This window comes from Marivirga arenosa (assembly GCF_030503875.2).
In the GTDB taxonomy this organism is placed as follows: domain Bacteria; phylum Bacteroidota; class Bacteroidia; order Cytophagales; family Cyclobacteriaceae; genus Marivirga; species Marivirga arenosa.
Window position 1 is genome coordinate 670,516 of the sequence record NZ_CP129968.2, and the last position, 17,197, is coordinate 687,712.

At 32.1% G+C, this 17,197-nt stretch carries 19 protein-coding genes; 11 read left to right on the plus strand and 8 right to left on the minus strand.

Going from position 1 to position 17,197, the window contains the following annotated elements; genetic code table 11:
• Nucleotides 1-39: 39 nt before the first annotated feature.
• On the minus strand, nt 40-1,329 hold the full coding sequence (locus QYS47_RS02855) for a hypothetical protein (RefSeq protein WP_322347661.1): 1,290 nt from the start codon (nt 1,327-1,329) through the stop codon (nt 40-42).
• A gap of 222 nt (nt 1,330-1,551) precedes the next feature.
• Between QYS47_RS02855 and rbfA the strand changes: the two genes are divergently transcribed.
• The 6 genes from rbfA (at nt 1,552) to QYS47_RS02885 (ending at nt 8,938) form a co-directional block, all read left to right on the plus strand.
• Nucleotides 1,552-1,941, plus strand: coding sequence for a 30S ribosome-binding factor RbfA (gene rbfA, locus QYS47_RS02860; protein WP_302128010.1), 390 nt, complete (start codon nt 1,552-1,554; stop codon nt 1,939-1,941).
• Between the two features lie 18 nt (nt 1,942-1,959).
• Nucleotides 1,960-3,186, plus strand: coding sequence for an ABC transporter permease (locus QYS47_RS02865; protein ID WP_322347662.1), 1,227 nt, complete (start codon nt 1,960-1,962; stop codon nt 3,184-3,186).
• A gap of 105 nt (nt 3,187-3,291) precedes the next feature.
• Nucleotides 3,292-6,222 carry a DEAD/DEAH box helicase gene (locus QYS47_RS02870; RefSeq protein WP_322347663.1) on the plus strand — a complete coding sequence of 977 codons (2,931 nt, stop codon included), beginning with the start codon at nt 3,292-3,294 and terminating at the stop codon, nt 6,220-6,222.
• A gap of 9 nt (nt 6,223-6,231) precedes the next feature.
• Nucleotides 6,232-7,596, plus strand: a complete 1,365-nt coding sequence (gene radA / locus QYS47_RS02875; protein ID WP_308357856.1) for a DNA repair protein RadA — start codon at nt 6,232-6,234, stop codon at nt 7,594-7,596.
• 311 nt (nt 7,597-7,907) lie between these two features.
• Nucleotides 7,908-8,180 carry a hypothetical protein gene (locus tag QYS47_RS02880; protein WP_302128006.1) on the plus strand — a complete coding sequence of 91 codons (273 nt, stop codon included), beginning with the start codon at nt 7,908-7,910 and terminating at the stop codon, nt 8,178-8,180.
• A gap of 146 nt (nt 8,181-8,326) precedes the next feature.
• The gene (locus QYS47_RS02885; RefSeq protein ID WP_302128005.1) at nt 8,327-8,938 is read left to right on the plus strand and encodes a hypothetical protein; all 612 of its coding nucleotides are present in this window, start codon (nt 8,327-8,329) and stop codon (nt 8,936-8,938) included.
• Between the two features lie 80 nt (nt 8,939-9,018).
• On the opposite strand, the gene QYS47_RS02890 is transcribed toward QYS47_RS02885, so the two are convergent.
• Together QYS47_RS02890 and QYS47_RS02895 are read right to left on the minus strand one after the other, a co-directional pair.
• Nucleotides 9,019-9,282 carry an HTH domain-containing protein gene (locus QYS47_RS02890; RefSeq protein WP_302128004.1) on the minus strand — a complete coding sequence of 88 codons (264 nt, stop codon included), beginning with the start codon at nt 9,280-9,282 and terminating at the stop codon, nt 9,019-9,021.
• 59 nt (nt 9,283-9,341) lie between these two features.
• The gene (locus QYS47_RS02895) at nt 9,342-9,611 is read right to left on the minus strand and encodes a hypothetical protein (RefSeq protein ID WP_322347664.1); all 270 of its coding nucleotides are present in this window, start codon (nt 9,609-9,611) and stop codon (nt 9,342-9,344) included.
• Between the two features lie 254 nt (nt 9,612-9,865).
• Here QYS47_RS02895 and QYS47_RS02900 point away from each other — a divergent pair, with 254 nt between their 5' ends.
• The 3 genes from QYS47_RS02900 (at nt 9,866) to QYS47_RS02910 (ending at nt 11,639) form a co-directional block, all read left to right on the plus strand.
• On the plus strand, nt 9,866-10,468 hold the full coding sequence (locus tag QYS47_RS02900; RefSeq protein WP_302128003.1) for a DUF2179 domain-containing protein: 603 nt from the start codon (nt 9,866-9,868) through the stop codon (nt 10,466-10,468).
• Between the two features lie 147 nt (nt 10,469-10,615).
• A complete protein-coding gene (locus QYS47_RS02905) occupies nt 10,616-11,020 on the plus strand; it encodes a DUF4783 domain-containing protein (RefSeq protein ID WP_302128002.1) in 405 nt (134 codons plus the stop codon).
• A gap of 214 nt (nt 11,021-11,234) precedes the next feature.
• Entirely contained in the window at nt 11,235-11,639 is a 405-nt protein-coding gene (locus QYS47_RS02910) for a DUF4783 domain-containing protein (protein WP_322347665.1), read from the plus strand.
• A 7-nt stretch (nt 11,640-11,646) separates the two neighbouring features.
• Here the strand turns inward: QYS47_RS02910 and QYS47_RS02915 are convergent, their stop codons facing one another.
• On the minus strand, nt 11,647-11,847 hold the full coding sequence (locus QYS47_RS02915) for a PspC domain-containing protein (RefSeq protein WP_302103219.1): 201 nt from the start codon (nt 11,845-11,847) through the stop codon (nt 11,647-11,649).
• A 177-nt stretch (nt 11,848-12,024) separates the two neighbouring features.
• Between QYS47_RS02915 and QYS47_RS02920 the strand changes: the two genes are divergently transcribed.
• On the plus strand, nt 12,025-13,332 hold the full coding sequence (locus QYS47_RS02920; RefSeq protein ID WP_322347666.1) for a 1-acyl-sn-glycerol-3-phosphate acyltransferase: 1,308 nt from the start codon (nt 12,025-12,027) through the stop codon (nt 13,330-13,332).
• Here the strand turns inward: QYS47_RS02920 and QYS47_RS02925 are convergent.
• Genes QYS47_RS02925 through QYS47_RS02940 form a run of 4 tightly spaced genes read right to left on the minus strand, consistent with a single transcriptional unit; the run spans nt 13,329 to nt 16,257 of the window.
• Nucleotides 13,329-14,768: an SLC13 family permease gene (locus QYS47_RS02925; RefSeq protein WP_322347667.1), complete on the minus strand. Its 1,440-nt coding sequence runs from the start codon at nt 14,766-14,768 to the stop codon at nt 13,329-13,331. The two genes, QYS47_RS02920 and QYS47_RS02925, sit on opposite strands and share 4 nt — an antisense overlap.
• A 2-nt stretch (nt 14,769-14,770) precedes the next feature.
• The gene (nth, locus tag QYS47_RS02930) at nt 14,771-15,430 is read right to left on the minus strand and encodes an endonuclease III (protein ID WP_308357850.1); all 660 of its coding nucleotides are present in this window, start codon (nt 15,428-15,430) and stop codon (nt 14,771-14,773) included.
• 4 nt (nt 15,431-15,434) lie between these two features.
• Nucleotides 15,435-15,677 (minus strand): hypothetical protein, encoded by a 243-nt coding sequence (locus QYS47_RS02935; protein ID WP_322347668.1) that lies wholly within the window; start codon nt 15,675-15,677, stop codon nt 15,435-15,437.
• Nucleotides 15,655-16,257 (minus strand): RNA polymerase sigma factor, encoded by a 603-nt coding sequence (locus QYS47_RS02940; RefSeq protein WP_308357848.1) that lies wholly within the window; start codon nt 16,255-16,257, stop codon nt 15,655-15,657. The genes QYS47_RS02935 and QYS47_RS02940 overlap by 23 nt, the downstream gene beginning before the upstream one ends.
• A 361-nt stretch (nt 16,258-16,618) precedes the next feature.
• Between QYS47_RS02940 and QYS47_RS02945 the strand changes: the two genes are divergently transcribed.
• On the plus strand, nt 16,619-17,197 hold the full coding sequence (locus QYS47_RS02945; protein WP_322347669.1) for an ECF-type sigma factor: 579 nt from the start codon (nt 16,619-16,621) through the stop codon (nt 17,195-17,197).

Sequence of the window (17,197 nt, forward strand, 5' to 3'; positions counted from 1 at the left end):
GACGGTTATATTTAATATCACTCTGTATATATTCCCAAATTAATTCTGATTAACTCTTACAAATAAGTTGTTACTAATTTGTGTATAGTTATTACTATCAATGTTAAGTCTATTCTGAATTGAAACGAAATACCCAGATTGATCAATAATGATTTCAGGTTGATTTGATTTAATATCATTATACAGAGTTATCATCCTTTCTTTTTCATTCATATCACTTAAAATTTGCTCACTTAATTCAGGATGATAAAAGCGTGTGGATATTGATTTAGCATTCATATAAAGGCTTGTTTTTCCGCCAATAATCATAGCATCTTTATCAAGAGTTGCTCTAGCATATATAGAATTTTGAGCTTTTAATTTGTTAAAATCACCTGACTCATGCAGTGATGTGTTTTCAAAAAACAATGCATAGTTTATAGAAATTAATAAAATGCTAAAAGTTATGGTAAAGATTTCTGCTCTAACTTTTCTTTTAAATTGTAGTATTAAATGAATAGTAAAAAATGCGAAAGAAGGAACGAATAATAATAATTCAAACGGAGCCTGCTGCTCTGAAATCCACCACCCTCCAAATGCAGCTAAAAACATAATAAACATCACTTGCTGCACTCTTAATTGGTAATTTGTAAATCGAGTGGCACTAAAAGTTTTATATAGCGCAAATAGAAAAACAATTGAAGGTAATGCTGCAATAATAAGGATTGATTGCAGGTTTATAACTGGCTGTATGGAACTAAAGAGGTTGAATTTTATCCATTGTGATAACAATTCATCTAATCCTCCCTGCCAGTAAAAATAAATGAATACTAGCATAAAAGGGAAAAGAAAGCCATAAAGAAATAATAGATATCTTCGAATCACTAAACTTGTAAGTAAAGCGAATGATAAGATTGTTGCAATTAAAAATACAACTGAAGGCAGATAAAAAAGCACTGCTATTCCCATAAAAAAACCCGTTTTTAAGATGGTGGAATCCTTCAGTTTATTTTCAATACGTAAATAGATATTATCTAAAACTAATAATATAAAAGTTAGACTTATTAAAGCTGGCGATAAAGTGAAAAAGTCATAGAATACCAACATTATTAAAGCATAAATTAATGCGGGTATATAAGAGTTTTCATTATATGCTTTATTTCGAAGCATAATATTATTAAATAATGAAAACTGATAGGTAACCAATAAAATGGAAAGTATTTGTAATAAAAGAATTGACCTACCCCCGATAGAACTTATTAGCATATACATCCAGGCAGCAAGTGGTGCGATCGGGCTTACAAGGTCTTTATATAAAACTTTTCCAGTGCTTAAACTTTCTCCAATCATTAGCCAATTGATTTCATATACCAATGGCTCAGACCCAATAAGATAAGGCAGTCGTATTAAAAATACTGCTAAAAAAAGAATCAGTAAGCGGTAAGGGTCGTTTATACGGAAAAATCCTAACAATTCTATTGGGTTTTGTTTGATGTTCGATTGCTAAATTAGGCGATTAAGCACAAATTGTATAAAATATCATGCATATTTGTAAAGAAATTAAAGAATAATATGGCCTCAGGTTCAAGACAGAAAAAATATTCCAGTTTATTACAGAAAGATTTAAGCGAGATATTCCAAAAACAAATGGCAAATGCTTTTGGTAAAGCCTTTATCACCATAACAGATGTGGAAGTTTCTCCAGACTTAAGCTTTGCTAAAATTTATTTGAGTTTGATGCTTTCTGATAAGCCTAGTGAAACTTTAGAATTAATACAAGCTAAGAAAAGTGAGATTCGAAAACACCTAGGGAATAGAATTGGGAAGCAAGTACGAATCATTCCTGAATTAGCCTTTTTCATGGATGATACACTAGAAAGAGCGAATAGAATTGATGATATATTATCTAAATTGGATATCCCGCCTGCTGATGAAGAGGACGAAGATGACCAAGATAATTAATGAATCAAAAATAGTATTTTGAAGAATATTTCATTTTTTATAGCAAGACGTTATTTCCTATCTAAAAAGAAAAAAGGATTTATTAATGTGCTTTCTATTATTGCTATGGTAGGAGTGGCAATAGGAACTGCTGCATTGGTTATTGTTTTATCCGTTTTTAACGGTCTTGAAGACTTAATTCGATCATTATACAGTTCTTTTGATGCAGATATAAAAATTAGCCTGAAAGAAGGGAAGTTTTTTGAATATGATGAGGAATTAAAAACTCAAATTCAAAATATTGAAGGCCTTGCCACGATAGTTGAAGTGGTAGAAGACAATGTATTAGTACGTTATAATGATGGAGAGTCAGTAGTGAGAATGAAAGGAGTATCTCCTGACTTTGAGAAAAATGCTGAATTAAGAAATCATATTACAGAAGGTCAACTTAAACTCACCGAAAAAGAACAGAATTTTGCTGTGGTGGGTCAAGGTATTCGATATGATCTATCGATAAATTCAAGAAATAATTTTCTGGCATTACAGTTTTATTATCCTAAAAATATTAGTCCTGGTAGATCCAATCCATCCAGTATGTATAATTCCGGAATACTAATGCCTGCAGGTGTTTTTGCAATTGAAAAACAGTATGATGAAAAATACATATTTGTTCCGTTACGGTTCGCACGAAATTTAATAGGAAAAGATAATGAGTGTACGTCTTTAGAAATCGAATTAGAGGATGGAGTCTCCGTCAGTGAAATTCAAAACATACTAAAGAGAAAATTAGGGGACAGCTTTGATATAATGAATTCAGATGAGCAACATGCTTCTCTACTTAAAGCCATCAAAATTGAGAAATTATTTATCTATCTAACTTTCAGTTTTATACTAGCCGTAGCTTCGTTTAATATTTTCTTTGCTTTAACAATGTTAGCTTTAGATAAAAAAAGAGACATAAGTATTTTGTTTGCGATGGGTACACCTATAAAAACCATCAGGAATATTTTCTTAAAAGAAGGGGCTATAATATCCCTGTCAGGAGCATTAACAGGAGGGTTATTTGGGTTTATCATTTGCCTACTACAACAGGAATATGGATTGATATCCATGAATATGGCGTCAGCAGTGCAGGAGGCTTATCCAGTAAAAATGATAGCCACAGATTTTATTTTTACGATGTTGAGTATTGCAATTATTACAATTTTAGCTTCATTCAAACCAGCCCAAGTAGCTGCGAAGTCAGTAGAAATACAGCGTTTGTAGTAATTTATTGTAAAAATCATTATTTGTTCCATCCTATTTTATTAAATTTCAATTCTGATTTTACTAAAAAGCTAACGTTAATTGTTTGATTGATAAGTTTTATTCATGGAGGTATACACCACACAACCTTTTCAACTAATCTATTCATTATTCGAGCACGAGTATTTGGGCTATACTTTTGAGTCTTTTGTCGTGCAAAAAAATTCAAGGGGAGAGTTAACCTTTTCTCATCAAAATATTTCCTCGAAAAATGCTAGAGAGTTTGCAAAAGGATTAGATGATGTTGATTATGAGTTGATAAAGCTGATGGATGAAATGCAGCAGGATGTGGTGGTTAGGAAGTTTGCGAAGAAGAAAATGAAACCTGTTGAATTCTTTGATAAAAACTATAATATTGATGGTGGCAATGAACTAGTGAAAAATGAGATTGAGCGCTATATGGAAAAGAGGCGTTCGGAAATTCTCAGTCGTATTAAAGGCAAAATGCTTTTTGAAATGGGAAATGATGGAGAACCCGCATGGCGCCAGATTGAAATAATGGAAGAAAAGGCAACCATACTTTTCCACTTTGTAAAAAATGAAGACAATACGCATTACTTTCCTACCATAAAGCATGCAGGTGAAAAACTTGAGTTTCAATATAAAGGAGCTTATCTCATTTGTAATGAACCCGCATGGTTAATAGTAGATCAAAAATTATATTCTTTTGAGAAAAACCCTGATGGTAAAAAAATAAAGCCTTTCCTAAATAAAAAATTTATAGCTATTCCACAGAAAGTGGAAGAAACGTATTTCAAAAAATTTGTAGCTCCTTTAGTTGCTTCTTTTGATGTATTCGCAAGAGGCTTCAAGATTAAGACATATAGAGAAGAACCTTTTCCAATTTTAAAGATTTCTGAATTAACCGCTAGTTCTGGTAAAAGCATTGATCTGTTTAATGATGATAAGTCCGGAAACAACGAAGAGGGTAAGTTATTATTAGAACTTAAATTTAAATATGGTGACCATATTTTTTCACTCGGAAAGAATGAGCAAGTTTCTGTTAAAGTTGAAAAGGAAGATGGACAATTTGTATTCAAACGATTAGTTCGAAATATTCTGAAAGAAAAGAGCTTGAGAGATGCCATGGTGAGCAGAGGTCTTGATATTTTAAAAGGCAAATTAACAGCCCCTAAAACACAGGCTTTCAGCTGGATTTCTAAAAATGTTGATTGGCTAGAAGAAAATGAAGTTGAAATTCAACAAGAAAAACAGAATTCTGATAAGAATTACTTTGTAGGTAAATCATCCATCTCTATTGATATTTCAGAAGGGATTGATTGGTTTGATATCAATGCTGTAGTAATGTTTGGAGAGTATGAAATTCCATTCAAAGAACTCCGTAAACATATATTGAATAACCAAACTGAATTCCAGCTGCCTAATAACCAAACGGCTGTTATTCCATCGCACTGGTTTGAAGACTACTCTGAATTATTCAGCTTCATGGAAAATGGAGAAGATGATAGAATGAAAATGAGAAAGCATCATCTATCATTGGTTAATGAAATGGATAAGAGTAATCTAGCGAAAGTTCAGATGGATCGTAAACTAGCAAAGCTGAAGGATTTCACTCAGATTGATGACCATCCTATGCCAGAGGATTTTTCTGGTGAACTGCGTCCTTATCAAAAGGAAGGATTTAATTGGCTGCAGTTTTTGAATCAATATAATTTTGGAGGTTGTTTAGCGGATGATATGGGGCTGGGTAAAACAGTTCAGACTTTAGCAATGCTGCAATCTGAAAAGGAAAATGGCAGAACTAATGCTAACTTACTCATAATGCCAACCTCACTCATATATAATTGGCAATCGGAAGCAGAAAAGTTTACTCCTGACCTTAAAATATTTGTTTATACGGGTACCAATAGAATTAAAGACAGTAAACAATTTGAAGATTATGACCTTATTTTAACGTCTTACGGAATCACTAGATTAGATATTGATATCCTTTCTGAATTCCTTTTCAATTATATTATTCTTGATGAATCTCAGGCTATTAAAAATCCTGATTCACATATTGCCAAAGCAGTTAAGAAGCTGAAGTCTAGAAGAAAATTAGTACTTACAGGTACTCCTGTTGAAAACAGTACTATGGATTTATGGTCTCAAATGTCATTCGTTAATCCGGGACTTCTGGGGAATAAAAAATTCTTCAAAGATGAGTTTGTAACGCCAATTGAGAAAAAGCGTGATGAGCATAAATCTCAAAAACTAGCGACTCTAATAAAGCCTTTCATTCTCCGAAGACATAAGTCGCAAGTAGCAACTGAATTACCTGATAAAATTGAAAATATTCATTATTCAGGTATGACTACCATGCAGGAAGAAAAGTATGAAGAAGTAAAAAATTACTTCAGAGATATGATCTTGGATGAGATAGAGAAGAAAGGAATTAGAAGTTCTCAAATGATTCTTTTACAAGGGTTAACTCAGTTGCGTCAAATTGCAAACCACCCTAAACTTACCGATGCTGAGTATCAAGGGGATTCTGGTAAAATGGAGGATGTAACCCACATGTTAAGCTCCATTATATCAAAAGGACATAAAATATTAGTGTTTAGTCAGTTTGTAAAGCATTTGGCCTTATTTAAAGATTATTTAGAACGTAGTCATATTAAATACGCTTATTTAGACGGTACTACTAAGGATAGGCAAAAACAAGTAAAGTTATTCCAAGAAAGTGATGACATTCCTGTATTCTTAATTTCTTTGAAGGCGGGTGGACTAGGATTAAATTTAACAGCTGCTGATTATGTGTTTTTATTAGATCCTTGGTGGAATCCTGCTATTGAGCAGCAAGCTGTGGATAGAGCGCATAGAATAGGCCAAAAACAGCAGGTTTTTACCTATAAATTCATCACAAAAAATTCAGTAGAAGAAAAAATTCTTGCCTTACAACAAAAGAAGCTAACATTAGCTAGAGATTTAATTAGTACAGAAGAGAGCTTTATGAAAAGCTTAAGTAAAGAAGATATTGAAGGGATCTTGTCTTAAAATCAAAATATGGCTAAAGTAAAATCAGCATATTTCTGTCAGGAATGTGGTCATGAATCACCAAAGTGGGTAGGTAAATGTCCTTCTTGCGGAAAATGGAATACATTTGTGGAGGAGGTTATCAGCAAAGACAAATCCTCAAGTGGATATCAGCCTTCAAAAAAAAGAGCTAATAAACCTATTCCTATTAAAGAGGTAGAAAGTACACAGGAGGCCAGAATAGAAGTTGAAGATAGAGAATTAAGCCGAGTGCTAGGAGGAGGAATCGTTCCTGGATCTCTTGTACTAATCGGTGGGGAGCCTGGTATTGGTAAATCTACATTAATGCTTCAAATTGCCTTGCAGTTAACCAATTTGAAAGTATTATATGTAAGTGGTGAAGAAAGTGCTCAGCAAATTAAAATGAGGGCTGACAGAATGGAAAATAAATCTGATAACTGTTTCATTTTAACCGAAACTCATACCGCAGATATATTTAGAGAGATTGAAGAACTCAATCCTGATTTATTAGTAATAGATTCAATCCAAACTTTACATTCACCTAAGATAGAATCGGCAGCAGGAAGTGTAGGTCAGGTCAAAGAATGTACGGCTGAATTAATGCGTTTCGCTAAGGAAAATAAAATACCAGTATTTCTTATAGGCCATATCACTAAAGATGGAGCAATTGCTGGTCCTAAAGTTTTAGAGCATATGGTGGATGCAGTTTTGCAGTTTGAAGGGGATCGACATTTGACTTACAGAATCCTCAGAACTACAAAAAACCGATTTGGCTCAACCAATGAATTAGGAATTTATGAGATGCAACAATATGGTTTGCGTCAAGTGAGCAATCCATCCGAAATATTAATCTCTCAAAAAGATAAAGACAGTAGCGGAACAGCTATCGGAGCCACTTTAGAAGGAAACAGGCCATTGCTAATTGAAATACAAGCCTTAGTTAGCCCAGCTACATACGGTACTCCTCAAAGATCAGCTACCGGTTATGATAGTAAGAGAATGAATATGCTTTTGGCCGTATTAGAAAAAAGAGGAGGCTTTAGATTGGGGATTCAGGATGTTTTTTTAAATATGGCAGGAGGGGTAAGAGTGGAAGACCCAGCTATTGATTTAGCGGTTTGCATGGCGATTGTTTCATCTTTGGAAGAAATTCCTTTGTCATCTAAAACTTGTTTTGCTGCTGAAGTAGGATTGAGTGGGGAAATACGAGCAGTAAACAGAATTGAAAACAGAATAGCAGAAGCTGAAAAGTTAGGGTTTGATGAAATTATAGTTTCAAAATTTAGTATGAAAGGTGTAGATACATCCCGCTATAAAATTGAAATTAAAACTTTTAGCCAACTAAGAGAGGTAGTGAGTTATTTATTTGGATAATAGTATAAAGCTTTGGAAATAAATAATATTGAATCTAATTATTGATTTTATGAAACTCTGTTTTTTGAAGTTCAATATCAGAAATATAAAATGATCCCTCTTCAAAATGCATGGTCGTTTTTTATAGAATTAAATCAATCATTTGTTATGGGAGCGTAATTAATAAGCTCCAATGAAAAGAGCAGATTCCTACCTAAAGGATTTCACATATTCTAAAATAATTTTACGTTTTTTTTCCACTCCGAAGAAATCAGAGTAGCCAGTAATATTTTTGAATCATAAATCTAGTATTCATAAAATAGTTTAAAAAGATGGCTAATGACAATCAAAAATGGCTAGTGAGTGAATCGAATCCTAGACCAGATAATTATGTAGCAATATTTTGTGTGACCAAAGCGAGTAAAATTAAAAGATTAGGATGTTCTGTTTATCCAAATGTAAATGAAGCATTAAAAAGAGCTAAATATCTTCAAGTTAAACATAAGACCAAAAACATTAGGATTTTCTATCCCAATAGTGTGAGTATTATTATTAAAAAAGGGAGGGAGATCAATAATGAAAAACTAGAAGTAGCTTCAAACTAATAATAGAAATATTTTACAGTGATAATCTCTATAAAACAATCACCAGCAACCTTGAATAGATTTTATTCGTTTGGAAGCTGGCTGTTTTATGTTAGAATTTATAATTCAATAGTTCGATATATAATTAACCTTTATTAACATATAAAATGAAAAAGACCAATTTAATGATTTTAATAGTAGGCTTTATTTTTTTAAACCACCAGCTAAAAGCGCAAGAAAGTGAAAAGCCTAAAACTCTGATGGATAGTGAATCAATTAATACAGAAGCCATCGGTTTTTTTGTTGCACCTTCCTTTGGATTTACCCAAATGGACGGTAGCACGACTTCTTTGCTTAATTTAAGAAGTGGTGTAACTTATAAAGATGTATCAATAGGTGCTTATTTCAGTACGTCATTGAATGAAATAAATCCTGAGAGTGAGACTTTGCCCAATATTTATATGGATTATTGGACAGCAGGAGGATTTGTAGAATACACCCTTCTTTCTAAAAATATATTTCATTTGACCTTTCCCTTATACTTAGGTTATGGAGAAGTTCAAATGGATAATGAAGATGGAGATCCTGGTTTAGGAGAAGCTAATTTCTTTCAAGTTGAGCCTTCTGCACTACTTGAGGTGAACCTTCATCCAAATATCAGATTTAATTTAGGAGCTGGCTATCGATTTGTTGGGGAGATGAACTATCGAAATTTTAATCAGACAGATATGAGCGGTTTTACAGCCTATCTTGGTTTTAAATTTGGGCTCTTTAAATAAGAAATAAAAAATTTCAAAATCAGCTGAATATTAAGAAAGACATTCGATTTCGCTCTAATTGAAATCGAATGTCCTTTTTTTTAAATTAAATTATTTAGCTTTTGATTATTTTTAAAGCCTATGTGGAGTTTGCCCTCCTTTTCATAAATATATGATCGCCTATTATGACAATAGCGAATAGGTGCTAATAAAACACTTCTCATTACTTCAATATATTCATAAAGGGTACTCGGAGATATTTCTAATCGGTCTGCCAATTCTTGTGGCTGTCCTGTTGCTTTCAAACGAATAAGCTGGTCAATCCTTTGTAGCTTATCCACCATTTTAGGAAATAGTTTACTCATTGGTCTATGATTTTTAAAATGTAACTTTTGAAAAAAATTCAGTGAAACATTCTTGCATTTCAAATCAGAAGACGCGAGTGAAATAAAAATATTTTTTGAACTATTTTTATAGGAATGAATGATGTTTTTTGAATATTGAATAGAAACTTGGGGAGTTCTATGGGAAGAACATCATCATCAATATTCTTAAAAACTAGTCTGTTTGGAAGTCTATGACTTTGAGAAAAATATTCAATTCTTTCAACTTCATTCTTTTCAAAAGCTTCTATTTGCTTCGAATCAAAAGGTAAAAGCACGATGAAGGATAGAAAGAATAACAGATTTTTCATTTTTTAAATATTTCCTAAAAAACGCATGTGCTGACGAATGGTTTATGAAATTATTTAAAAAAATATCTTTCTTCATATTGAAAGGTCATGGAATAAGCTCACTATATTTCAATATTTACTTTGCTATACCTGCCGATTCAGAATGATATCTTTTCTGTTTTGACCTCGCACATTCCTTTCTTTGCTACACTTCTAAATTTTCCCATCTGAAATAATTTTCTGATATTTAAACTCAATCTGAAATGCAATCTGTAATGCAAGAATTTTTTAATGAGCTTGGATTTTCAAATGAGATATTTGCTTTTGTCTTATTTCCCATCTTAATATTTTTTGCGAGAGTCGCAGATGTTTCAATTGGAACAATGCGGGTAATTCTTGTAATGCAAGGAAAAAAAGGTATTGCCCCATTATTAGGATTTTTTGAATCCTTTATTTGGCTTTTAGCAATAGGTCAAATCTTTCAACATATTGATAATCCGATTAGCTATATTTCATATGCCTCAGGCTATGCATTTGGAACATTTGTGGGGATAATTTTAGAGGAGAAAATGGCAATCGGTAGAGTTGTGGTTCGGATTATTACTGCTTTACCTGCTAATGACTTACTGCACTATTTAGAAACAAAAAATCATAGATACTCTAATATTGATGCCATGGGAAATGATGGTAAAGTAAATGTTATATTTACTGTAGTAAAAAGGAATACTTTGAAAGAACTAATACCAAAAATAAAAGAATATAATCCTAAGGCATTTTTTACTATAGAAGGGGTTAAAAAGGTAAGCGATGAAGAATTTTCTTATAAAGAAAATAAAGGTATTGTATTAGGTAAAATGCTAGATATAAGAAGTAAATAATGTATTATGCCACATTAATTTAAATTAAAGGCTAGCTTTTTGCATACTCAGCTGCATTGTGCTAATTTTAATATAATTTTGCTTTGTTATGCGTTAGAATGGCATAATTTTAGCTGAATTGATAATTCAATAGAATTTAAAATCCTTATGAAAGGAATTACTATAAAATTATTCTTGATATTTCTGCTTTTGAGCTTTTTTACTCAAAATGGGTTTAGCCAAAATGAATCTTTATTTGCAGAGGTTCGCTCGGCTCTCAAAGCAGGGAGTTCAAAGGAATTATCACAATATTTCAATGATAATATTGAATTAAATATAAATGGAGAATCAGGGAATTATAGTAACGTTCATGCAGAAATTTATTTAAAGGAATTTTTCAAAAATCACGAGCCAGTTAGCTTTGAATATGCTCATCAAGGGAGTTCTAATGAAGGTTTAAAGTATGCCATTGGAAATTATGTATATTCTGGAGGTACTTATCTTGTGCTTATTAGAGCTAAAAAGATAAACGGAAAAGAGAAAATATATATTATAGATTTTTCAGAGGATTAAATAATCTTTAATTCAGTTTATCCTCATTAGTTTTATAGATCATTATTCTTCCTATCACAATTAAATTCTTTTTAATTAACCCCATCAAGATATCCAATTTGAATTACTCGGTAATAGAGGTGAAAGCTTAATTGTATTACCGTAAATTAAATTCCATTTTGTAATTCATGGCGTAATTATTGCTAATCAATCATCTAAATTATCATAGATTTTAATGAGAGGAATAAGTATTAAACTTTTCTTTTTTCTGGTATTATTAGGCTTAGATTATAGCAATTCTTATGGCCAAAATGAGTCCTTACTTGCAGAGGTTCGTCTTGCACTAAAAGCAGGTAGCGCTAAGGAGCTTTCTCAATATTTCCATGATAATGTAGAAGTTAACATAAAGGATGAATCAGGGAATTATAGTAGAATCCATGCTGAGATTTATTTAAAAGAATTTTTTAAAAATATTGAACCTATCAGCTTTGAATATGTACTCCAAAGAAGCACAGATAATGGTTTAAAATATGCAATTGGAAATTACACATATTCAGAAGGTAAATATCTTGTGCTTATTAGAGCTAAAATAATCAATGGTAAAGAGAAAATTTATATTATTGATTTCTCAGAAGATTAAGTTAAGCTTATTTCCAGCTTAATTTCTCTTCTGGCATTACAAACCATAATATGATATAAACTAGTATACCTGGAAAAGCCGCGCTTAAAATAGATATTAAAACATAAAGTAACCTTACTTTTCCTGCATCCCATCCAAAATATTTTGCAATTCCTCCGCATACACCTGCAAATACTCTTTCTCTTGTTCTTTCTAAATTCTTAGTCATAATTGTTGCTCGTTTTATTTAATAAAACGCAATATAAATGCCAAAACCTAAAATATGCATTTATTTAGAATTAAGGCTTATTGCGTAATTCTGTATGTTCGAATTCGAACACATAATTTCTATATTGAACACTATTTAATTTCATTATATTTGTGGCTTTATTTTAAGCTCAGCTCAATGTATAAAATAATTAGATCATTAATTTATTCATTTATCCGCGTTTTTTTAAACGTCAGTTTATCTTTTTCATATAGAAATATAATTGTAACGGGATATGAAAAAGTTAAAAAGCGAAAGCCAGTATTGTTCGTAAGTAACCATCAAAATACTTTTATGGATGGTTTAGTGCTAGTAAAAGTAGCTAAAAATATAAATCCTAACATATTAGTAAGAGCTGATATTTTCCAATCAAAATGGGCTGCAATCGCATTAGATATAATCAGACTTATTCCTATTTATCGTAAAAAAGATAAAGTAGGAAGTGTAGCTCAAAATTCAGAAATATTTAAAAAATGTATTGACCTATTTAAAGAAGGTAAACCAATTTTAATATTTCCTGAAGGGAATCATGATATAAAAAGGTTTTTAAGACCTATAAAAAAAGGCGCTGCTCGTTTAGCATTTCAAGCAGAGGAAGAAAATGACTTTAATTTAAAACTAACAGCAGCACCATTTGGGCTAGAATACGAAAATCATCCTCAGAGATGGTATGATTTACACGTTCATTTTGCTGAGCCGTTTTTAATAGATGATTACGGGGAACTTTATAATAAGAACCCTCTTGAAGCACAATCTCAATTTACAAATAGAATTAGGGAGGAGATTTCTGCTGAAATGGTGGATATCAAATGGAAAGAGGAATATGAATTTATGGAAGATGTTAGGCAACTTATTAAGCCATATGCTGTAGATTGGGCTAAAAATAAAAAATCAATTGTTCATGCGGAAACGGAAGTGATAAATCATATTGCAGGTCAATTAAAAGAGGATGAACCCAAGACAAATAGTTTGAAAGAGAAGCTTTCTGCTTATTTCAGAGATGTTCAAAAAGCAGGTTTAAGCTATGACTATAATATTAAAAAAATTGGCCTATTTCAATCTATCATAAAATCCATTGGAGTAGTAATTGGTGCCCCATTTTGGTTATTAGCAAAGCTTATCAATTTTATTCCAGAATACATTATTGAAAGAAAGGTTATAGATAATGTTAAAGATATAACTTGGCATATTTCATTGAGAGCAGGAATTTCTATCTTTCTATATCCAATATTTTATTTGATTATATTTTTAATATTAGGCTTTAGTATTGATTGGTTAATTGCGGGAATAGCTGTGTTTAGCCTTCCTTTAATTTCTGTAGTAATGTATGAGACAGAATACCATTTCAAAAGGCTAAAAAGTGCTTTTATTTTATCAAAGAATAAATCAATAAATCAGCAAGAGTCAGAATTAGTTAATGAATTTAAAAAGCTGGCACTTGACTAATTAATATAAGGAGCTAAAAATATGCCGGCAAGTACAAGAATAATAATTGCAAATAGATTCAATATTATTCCCGCTCGTACCATTTGTTTGATGTTGATATAACCACTGGAAAATACAATGGCATTAGGTGGAGTACTTATTGGCATCATAAAAGCGCAACTGGTAGCCATGGCTACTGGTATAGCAAGCAAATAAGGGTTAACTTCTAAGCCTGAAGATATACTTAACACCATAGGAATTGCAATAGTGGTTAAGGCTACATTACTCATAATTTCAGTTAAGAATAATGATAAAGCGGTTAAAACTAATATTAATAACCATATAGGAATGTCCTTATAACTACCGATTGCTTGTCCAATCATATCCACGAAGCCTGCTTCCTCCATTGCTTTTGCTAAAGCCATTCCGCCACCAAATAAAATAAGAATTCCCCAAGGGAGGTTTTTCATATCTTCCCATTTCATTAGCATTTTTCCCGATTTATTAAGAGGAATTAAGAATGTGGCTAATCCGCCAGACATGGCTGTAACCGTATCGTTTAAAATTTCCGATCCAATTAATGAATTAATCTGTGATTTGCCTATCCAGCATATAGCAGTAATGCCAAATATTATTGCGACCCATTTTTCTTCCTGTGACCATTGCCCTAAGGAAGCAATCTCTTTATGAATATAACTTTCAGCACCTTCAATTTTTTTAATTCCATGTTTGAATAAGACTTTGGTTAATAATTGATAGATAACTATTATCATAACTGTAACAGTAGGGATACCAATTATAAGCCAGTTTACAAAATCAATGGTTTCGCCTAATATGTTCTGTACTAATCCTACTAAAACTACATTGGGCGGAGTACCAATAATTGTAGCCATGCCTCCCACATTAGCTGAATACGCAATGCTTAAGAATAAGGCAGTTTTAAACCTACCAAAGCCTGAAAAACTATCATTATGTTTTTCTAATAGTTTAACTACAGAAAGCGCAATAGGCAACATCATTACTGTTGTGGCTGTATTGCTAATCCACATACTCAAAACCGCAGTAGCTAACATGAAACCCAGGATTATTCCATTTGCATTGGTCCCAGTTAGATGAATTAGGTTAAGGGCAATTCTTTTATGGAGTTTATGTTTTTCCATAGCAAGCGCTAACATGAAACCACCCATAAATAAAAAAATAATAGGACTAGCGTACGGGCTAGTTGCCTCAGCCAATTTAAAAACTCCAGTACTTGGGAATAATATCATGGGTAATAAAGCGGTTGCAAAAATCGGGATGGCTTCAAATACCCACCAAATAATCATCCAAATCCCAATTGAAAAAACATCCCAAGCAATTTCTGGAAACCAAATTTGAGGATTAACTATTTGGATTAACAGAAAAATTATTGGGCCAACTAATAAAGCCAAATACTTTACCGAAGTCCTGGAACTCATTTTTATAGTTGGTTTTCTAAAGGTTTATTCTTTTCGAAATATCTACAGAAATGTGTGATCTTACATTCCTCGCATTTTGGTTTTCTTGCTACACAAACATATCTACCATGTAAAATTAGCCAATGATGTGCCACATGTACATATTCAGCAGGAATATGCTTAATAAGAGTTTTTTCTACTTCAAGTGGGGTTTTAGCATTTTGATTTACCAAGCCCAATCGCTTTGAGACTCTGAAAACATGTGTATCAACGGCCATTGCAGCTTTATTAAAGACTACTGAAGCAATAACATTTGCTGTTTTTCTACCAACACCTGGCATTTTTTGTAAATCTTCAACTTTTTCTGGCACCTCTGAATTGAAATCTTCTACCAGAATTTTGGCCATACCAATTAAATGCTTGGTTTTATTATTCATGAAGGTCACGCTTTTTATATAAGGTAAAACTTCATCAAAATGTGCGTTAGCTAAATGCTCAGGAGTAGGGAAGGCCTCAAAAAGAGCTGGTGTAACCATGTTTACTCTTTTATCAGTACACTGAGCTGATAAAATAACAGCCACAAGCAACTGATACGGATTTTCATAATTCAATTCCGTTTCTGCCTGTGGCTGGTTTTCAGAAAAATATTCTAAAAATGATTCGTAGCGTTCTTTGCGTGTCATTTGCTTAATCCTCCTTAACAGGATGCAAATTAACAGCTTTTGAATATTCTAAAATAGTATTGATGGTTTTTTCTGAGGGGTTCATCATTCCCCCATCCATTTGCTTTTTCAGCCATAAAAGTTCATGATATTGATCGAGCAATTCCATGTCTTCATTTAAGGCCAGTTTGATTTGCCGATTTTCTTCCGGCTCTGTTTCTTCATAAACATATCGGATTAAATCGTCATGAGTAAAAATTTTGGTCATAGGCTATATTATATTGTTGCATCTTTTTCCTCAAATTAATGAGGGCATAGCGCATTCTTCCTAATGCAGTATTGATGCTTACGCCTGTCTGATCCGAAATTTCCTTAAAGCTCATGTCCATATAATGACGCATAATTAAAACTTGCTTTTGAGCTTCAGGTAACTCCTGTATCAATTTACGAAGCGATTTATGTACATCTTTCTTCATTTGGATGTCCTCAAAAGTGCCTTCTGCAAATTCGAGGGTTTCGAATACACTGTTTCCATCATCCATAACGATGGTAGGGTATCTTTTATTTTTCCTGAACTTATCAATTGCTAAATTATGTGCAATCCTTAAAATCCAGGGCAAAAATTTACCTTCCTCGTTATAACGACCAGATTTTAAAGTTCGTATAGCTTTTATGAAAACTTCTTGCATTAAATCTTCAGCTACATACTGATCCTTCACGATCATGTAGATAGTAGTGAAAATTCTTGATTTGTGGCGGTTTACTAATTCTTCAAACGCTACTTCATTACCATTGATATACTGGCTCACCAATTTACTGTCTTCCAGCATTGTTTTTTGATTATTCATCTTAAAACACCTTGTTTAGTTTGGTAAAAGTTTATTCTATAGCGTTCTGTTTAGGGGTGAAAAATTATAATTATAGTTTCGAAAGTATTCAAATGATTTTAAATCACAAAAATATTTTTCGATTTATTTTATAGTGACAAGATAAATATCAAAAAGGTTGGAAAACATATAATAATATTTTTTAAAGTACGTTTTCTACAGTTTTTTTGATAAAATCTTATTAGGTTTTTAACTTGTTCTTACTCCTAATTAAAGTTTTAGCATATTTAACCAGTTATAATATTCTTTTTTTATAAATCTTTATTTTATCTAAAAAAATAGTAGATTTATACATTAAATTCTTTATATTTATCGAATTATTATGGTGAATACAGGAGAAATAACGCAATTATTGGTAAAAGTAAACAATGGAGATTTGGATGCTTATAATAAAATCTTTCCTGTTGTTTATAATGAACTTCGTCATATAGCACACAGGATAAGATTTCAATATTTTGGAATCGAAACTATGAATACTACCGCGATAGTTCATGAAGCCTATTTAAAAATAATTAATTCTGAGGCAGATTGGAATAGCCGTGCTCATTTCTATGGTGTTGCAGGAAAAGCAATGCGTCATATCTTATTAAATGCTGCTAGAAGAAAAAAAGCAATTAAAAGAGGTAGAGATGCACAGCACATTTGTTTTGAAGAATGGGAAGAAAAAATCAATCTATCTGTAGATTGCTCTGAAGAGTTATTGAATCTTGACGAGATTCTCAACGAATTAGAAAAAAAAGATAGTAAGCAAGTGAAATTAGTAGAGTGTAGGTTTTTTGCTAATATGACTATTGAAGAAACTGCCATAGTTCTTGATGTTTCACCTTCCACTGTTAAGAGAAACTGGCAAGTAATAAAAGCATGGATCTACAGCCAGATTCAATCTAAGAAAATAGCTTAA